This window comes from Bradyrhizobium sp. P5_C11_2 (genome assembly GCF_054049755.1).
In genome coordinates this window covers 1-5,620 of the sequence record NZ_JBFULT010000500.1, presented here as the reverse complement: position 1 = coordinate 5,620, position 5,620 = coordinate 1, and the positions used below count along the sequence as shown (strand labels likewise).

The window sequence follows — 5,620 nt, the reverse complement described above, 5'->3', positions numbered from 1 at the left end:
TCTTTCAGGAGAGGCCCAATGTTTAAGGGCTTTACTGTGGCAGTTGTGGCGCTGATTAGCACAGCGCAGCTTGATCAATACCTCCAACGGTCGGTACACCGACGCGGCCATGGATATGCTGCGGCAGATCAGGCGCGCGTTTGGATTTTGAGGAGCCCTTGGACAATTTGGGGCTGGTGATGAAGGGCATCTCCTGGGCTAATCTCGACGCGGAGGAGCAACGCGCCATTGCAGTGTTGGGAGCCGGGCTTCTATCGAGCTGTGTGACCCCGTTGCTCTCCTGAAATTGAAGCGGCACGGGCTCATTGTAGGCTCCCATTTGACGGCCGCTGCGCACGAGTTGCGGAGAGGCTTTGTTTTAGACGAACTCGGGGCGCGCGTGATTGCGTGATGTAACCTTATTGGCGGACTCGGTTGAGCGCGGGGATGGCGGCTTGGTTGTTTGTGATGCTGTGGRGGTGCACACAAGAACACGATGCAAAGCATGAGGACGCGGCATAAGACAGGCCCGCGCGAGTGGGTTTGGCGAGCAAATTCAGGAAGTCTGGCGCGACCGAAGCTCTTCTTCGTATTTTAGCTTTTCCAGCAGCATGTCGGTCACGAGACGCCGCAATTGCGCGTTCTCAAGTTCTAACCGCTTGATCGTCTCTATGGTGCTGGCCTCACTGAGACCGGATGGCCGGCCGTCGGCCTCCCCGCGCCGGCCATCAAGTGGCACCGACGAACCGGGCAGCTTCTTCCAGCGATGGTAGGTCATGATGCTGACACCGAGCGCCTGCGATATCTCGCGCTGGGTCTTTCCCTTGGCCGCAAGTTCTTTGGCTTGCGCCAACTTGGCCGAAATCTCCTCCGAGGCATGCCTCTTGCCAACCATGATGGTCCTCTCCGGCCAGAATCTCGCTAGTCCGAAGTAAGCGCCAGTCGTGAACGTTTGATATCTGGCGCACGCTTGCGGGCCGGTAAGAAAACGGTAATCCGCTAGCCGATCTGGGAGCGAAGCGATTGATGTTTCTTGGCTTTATCTTATCCCGTCGCGGATCATGTATCCGGCGCCGCGGATCGTGTGCAGCAGCGGCCGCTCAAAACCCTTGTCGATCTTGGAACGCAACCGCGAAATGTGCACGTCGATCACGTTGGTCTGCGGATCGAAATGATAGTCCCAGACGTTCTCCAGCAGCATGGTGCGGGTCACCACCTGGCCGGCATGTTTCATCAGATATTCGAGCAGGCGGAATTCGCGCGGCTGGAGCGTCAGCTCGTCCTTGCCGCGGGCGACGCGATGGGAGAGCCGGTCGAGCTCGAGATCGCCGACCCGGTAGAGCGTGTCCTCGGCCGGACCGCCGCGGCGGCGCGACAGCACCTCGACCCGGGCCAGCAGCTCGGCGAAGGAATAGGGCTTTGGCAGATAGTCGTCGCCGCCGGCACGCAGGCCCTTGATGCGGTCGTCGACCTGCCCGAGCGCCGAAAGGATCAGCACCGGAGTCGAGTCGCCCTGGTCGCGCAGGGCGCCGATCAGGGACAGGCCGTCGCGCTTGGGCAGCATGCGGTCGACCACCAGAACGTCATAGTCGCCGTTCTCGGCCATGGCGAGGCCTTCCTCGCCGTCGCTGGCGTGGTCGGCAATATGTCCGACTTCGCGAAACGCCTTCACGAGATAGTCGGCGGATTCGCGGTCGTCTTCGATGATGAGGAGGCGCATCGTGCGTTCGGCGGCGGTCAAGGAGGTCAACCTTCTATGAACATGGCGCGCGGGGCAATCGCATGCAAGCCAAGCGAAAGAGACTTGGGGCGGGAAAAAGGCGGGCGGTGAAGCTGGGGGGACCTCACCGCCCTAGGCCTTCCGACGGAGGGGGGCGTAATTCCACCGGAAGGTAGACTGGGGAAGCGAACGTTACGCTGCTTCCCTGAAGGGCGCCGGCGGCGGGGGCGACTGATGCCGGCGACACCCTTCATCTCGTAAGCCTCCTGGGCCCTGGCCGGGCCTAGCCCTTGGCCAGGGGCACTGCGACAAAGCGCGACTGGCCGCCGCTCTTCACGCGCATCAGGACGCTGTTCTTGTTGTCGGTCCGCGCCGTGTTGATGGCGTCGCGGACGTCGCCGGCGGTGCTGACGCTCTTGCCGCCGACTTCGAGAATCACGTCGCCCTCCTTGAAGCCGCGTTCGGCCGCGGCGCTCTTCGGATCGACTTCGGTGACCACGACGCCGTCCTTGCCGGCGCCGGCCACGGAATTCGCGGGTGCGACCGTCATGCCGAGCTTCGGCACATCGGTGCCCTTGCTCGCGCCCTTGCCGCTGTCGTTATCGGTGTCGGCCTTGGCCTCGACCGTGTTCGGCAGCTGGCCGAGGGTGAGGTTCACGACCTTGTCCTGGCCCTTGTGCAGCACGTTGAGCTTCACGGTCGCGCCGGGCGCCAAGCCGCCAATGGTGCGAGCGAGCTCGCGGGCGTCCTTGACGGATTCGCCGTTGACCGACGTGATCACGTCGCCGGACTCGATGCCGGCCTTGGCGGCCGGACCGTTCGCCTGCGGCTCCGCAACCAGCGCGCCTTCGGCCTTCTTCATGCCGAGGCTGTCGGCGATGTCTGATGTCACCGGCTGAATCTGCACACCGATCCAGCCGCGGCTGACCGAGCCCTTGTCCTTGAGCTGCGCAACCACGCTCTTCACGGTGCTGGCGGGAATCGAGAACGCGATACCGACGCTGCCGCCGGAGGGCGAATAGATCGCGGTGTTGACGCCCATCACCTCGCCGTCGGTGTTGAAGGCCGGACCGCCGGAATTACCCTTGTTCACGGGCGCGTCGATCTGGATGAAATCGTCATACGGACCGTTGCCGATGTCGCGGCCGCTGGCCGAGACGATGCCCGCCGTCACGGTGCCGCCGAGGCCGAACGGGTTGCCGACCGCGAGCACCCAGTCGCCGATCCGCGGCTTGCCGTCGGCCAGCTTGGCGAACGGGAAGTTCGAGCTGCCCTCGACCTTGATCAGGGCCACGTCGGTGCGCTGGTCGGTGCCGATCACCTTGGCGGTATAGGTCTTGCCGTCGTCGGTCGTGACCTCGACCTTGTCGGCGCCGTCGACCACGTGGTTGTTGGTCACGGCGTAGCCGTCGGCCGAGATGAAGAAGCCGGAGCCCTGGCCCTGGACCACGCGGCCGCGGCCGCCCTTCTGGCCCGGGAACCCATCCGGACCGCCGAAGCGGCGGAAGAAGCGCTCCATCGGCGAGCCCGGCTGGAACGGCGAGGAATCGTCGCCGTCATCGTTGCTCGCAGTCTTTTCCTTGAGGTTGACCTTCACCGAGATCACCGAGGGCTTCACGCGCTCGACAATGTCGGCGAAACCGACGGGACGCTCGACCTTCCGGACCTCGTTGTTGACCTGCGCATGCGCCGGGCTGGAGAACAGGTCGGCAGGCGAGGTCGACGGACTGAAGCCATAGACCGCGGCACCGAGGCCGGCGACGACCGAGGCCATCAGCGCGATCTTGCGCGCGGAGAAAACCGACCGGCGGGGCTGCCGGTAGGACGGAAGATTCGAGAGATCGGGACGATCGGTCATGCAGAGGTTCTCCAGGGCCTTGAAATCCATTTGGTGCCGGATGGCAGCACCTTACGATCCTGAAGATGGGGGCTCCCGCCTTACCGCGCGCTGGCGGCGGGGTTAAACTTTTGTAATGAAGGGGCCGGCGGATGCGGCAGTTTATCGCAGGCTGAAAACTGTGATTCCACAGGAACTTAATAGGGTTCCGGCGCCGCGCGCCAGAGCCTGATTTCCGCCGCTTCAGCCCGCCCTGACGCCTGCGATGAACTCGTCGACTTCGCGCTTCAGGGTCTCGGCCTGCTGCGACAGGTCGACGGCGGAATCGCGCGCCTCGGCCGCCATGCGTCCGGTTTCCGCGGAGGTCGAGGTGATCTGGACGATATGATTGGAGACGTCGAGCGTGCCGCGCGCGGCATCCTGGACACTGCGCGTGATGTCCTGGGTGGCGGTGCGCTGCTGGGCGGTGTCGACCTCAATGCCTGACATGATCGACGAGATCTCCGACAGCGTCTTTGAGATAGCGTCAATCGCGCCACRCGTGTCGGCGGTGATCCCCTGGATGCTGGCGACATGCGAGGTGATCTCCTCGGTCGCCTTGCTGGTCTGGTGCGCGAGGCTTTTCACCTCGGAAGCGACCACCGCAAATCCCTTGCCGGCTTCCCCTGCCCGTGCCGCCTCGATCGTGGCATTGAGCGCCAACAGGTTGGTCTGCGAGGCGATGGCCTGCACCAGCTGCACGACTTCACCGATCTTGTCGGCGGCGCCCGACAATGTGTGGATGGTGTCGCGGCTCTTCTCTGCCTGGGTCGCCGCGCCCTCGGCGCGCTGGGTCGCATCCGTGACGCGGCGGCTGATCATTCCGATCGAGTTCGTCATCTCCTCGGCGGAGCCCGCGACCGTCTGGACGCTGGCGCTGGCCTGGCTCGCGGCGCTCGCCACCGCATTGGCCTTGCTGCTGGTGTCGTTGGCGGCCTGCGAGAGGGTCTCGGCGTTGCGCTTCAGATGCACGGCCGAGGACGCCACGCGGTCGACGACGCCGGCCACGAGCTCGTTGAAGCTCTTGATCCGGGCGTCGAGATATTTCGACCGCTCGGCCTGGTGCTGCGCTTCGTGGAGCTGCTGCGCCGTGAGGCGGCGCCGCTCCAGGCCGTTGGTCTTGAAAACCTCGAGCGCGCCGGCGAGCAGGCCGATCTCGTTGGTACCGCCAAGTCCCGGAACTGATGTCTCGAACTTCTGGGCGGCGACCTCGCGCATGGCATGCACGATCGCCGCCAGCGGGTTGAGGATGCCGTTGCGCACGGCAAACCAGGTGGTGAAGCAGATCGCGATGGCGACGACCGCGATCACGCCGCAGGCGATCAGGAACCAGGAGAACGCGGCCTGTGCCTGCTGGTAGATCTGCATCGCATGGTCGCGCGCGGGCCCGCTCAGCGCGGCGAAGTCCGACGACAGGCTGGTGATTTCGTTGTTGAGATAGAGCACCGCGACGAAGCCGGTGCCGCCGCCGATGCCCAGCAGGAACAGTAATGCAGCGACGACGGCGCCGACCAGGAAGCGGATCGTCAGGTTGCTGTTCGTGAACATTGCTGAGGACTCAAAGTCTGGAATCGAATTTCGCGACAAGCTTCCAGACAAAGGTCAACAGAGCATGAAACACGCTGCGCTGCGCAGCCTACGTATCATTACGTAGCTAGCGCGATTTGGCGTCGTCGGACATCAATGCGGCGAGCTGCGCTTCTTCATCGGGCGTGAGCGGCGGTGCTGGTACGTCTGCACCATTCCGGGCGCGACGCCGGATTTGCAGCCACAACGCCAGACCGCCGCCGGCCAGCAGCAGCGGCGCGAGCAACCACAACAGCAAGGTCTGCCGCTCGAAGCGCGGCTTCAGCAGCACGAACTCGCCGTAGCGCGCCACGAGGAAGTCGAGCACCTGCGAATTGCTGTCGCCGGCCGCGATCCGCTCGCGCACCAGCAGCCGCAGATCGCGCGCAAGCGGTGCGTCGGAATCGTCGATCGACTGGTTCTGGCAGACCATGCAGCGCAGCTCGCGCGACAATTCACGCGCGCGGGTTTCCTTCGCG

The 5,620-nt window shown here is 64.3% G+C and carries 5 protein-coding genes; all 5 read right to left on the bottom strand.

Going from position 1 to position 5,620, the window contains the following annotated elements:
* Positions 1-535: 535 nt before the first annotated feature.
* Entirely contained in the window at positions 536-874 is a 339-nt protein-coding gene (locus tag ACXJL8_RS32185; RefSeq protein ID WP_456623632.1) for a helix-turn-helix domain-containing protein, read from the bottom strand.
* Positions 875-1,018: 144 nt separating this feature from the next.
* Complete coding sequence (locus ACXJL8_RS32180; RefSeq protein ID WP_456623633.1) at positions 1,019-1,699, bottom strand: response regulator transcription factor; 681 nt, start codon at positions 1,697-1,699, stop codon at positions 1,019-1,021.
* A 283-nt stretch (positions 1,700-1,982) separates the two neighbouring features.
* Positions 1,983-3,557, bottom strand: a complete 1,575-nt coding sequence (locus ACXJL8_RS32175) for a Do family serine endopeptidase (protein ID WP_456623634.1) — start codon at positions 3,555-3,557, stop codon at positions 1,983-1,985.
* Between the two features lie 222 nt (positions 3,558-3,779).
* Positions 3,780-5,123, bottom strand: a complete 1,344-nt coding sequence (locus ACXJL8_RS32170; RefSeq protein WP_456686235.1) for a methyl-accepting chemotaxis protein — start codon at positions 5,121-5,123, stop codon at positions 3,780-3,782.
* Positions 5,124-5,229: 106 nt separating this feature from the next.
* Positions 5,230-5,620 (bottom strand): cytochrome c-type biogenesis protein (locus ACXJL8_RS32165; protein WP_456686234.1); only part of this gene is annotated, 391 nt, incomplete at its 5' end.

Coding starts and splice junctions, on each gene's coding strand:
- ACXJL8_RS32180 (WP_456623633.1), bottom strand. CDS start 1,699: ATGCGCCTCCTCATCATCGAAGACGACCGCGAATCCGCCGACTATCTC.
- ACXJL8_RS32175 (WP_456623634.1), bottom strand. CDS start 3,557: ATGACCGATCGTCCCGATCTCTCGAATCTTCCGTCCTACCGGCAGCCC.
- ACXJL8_RS32185 (WP_456623632.1), bottom strand. CDS start 874: ATGGTTGGCAAGAGGCATGCCTCGGAGGAGATTTCGGCCAAGTTGGCG.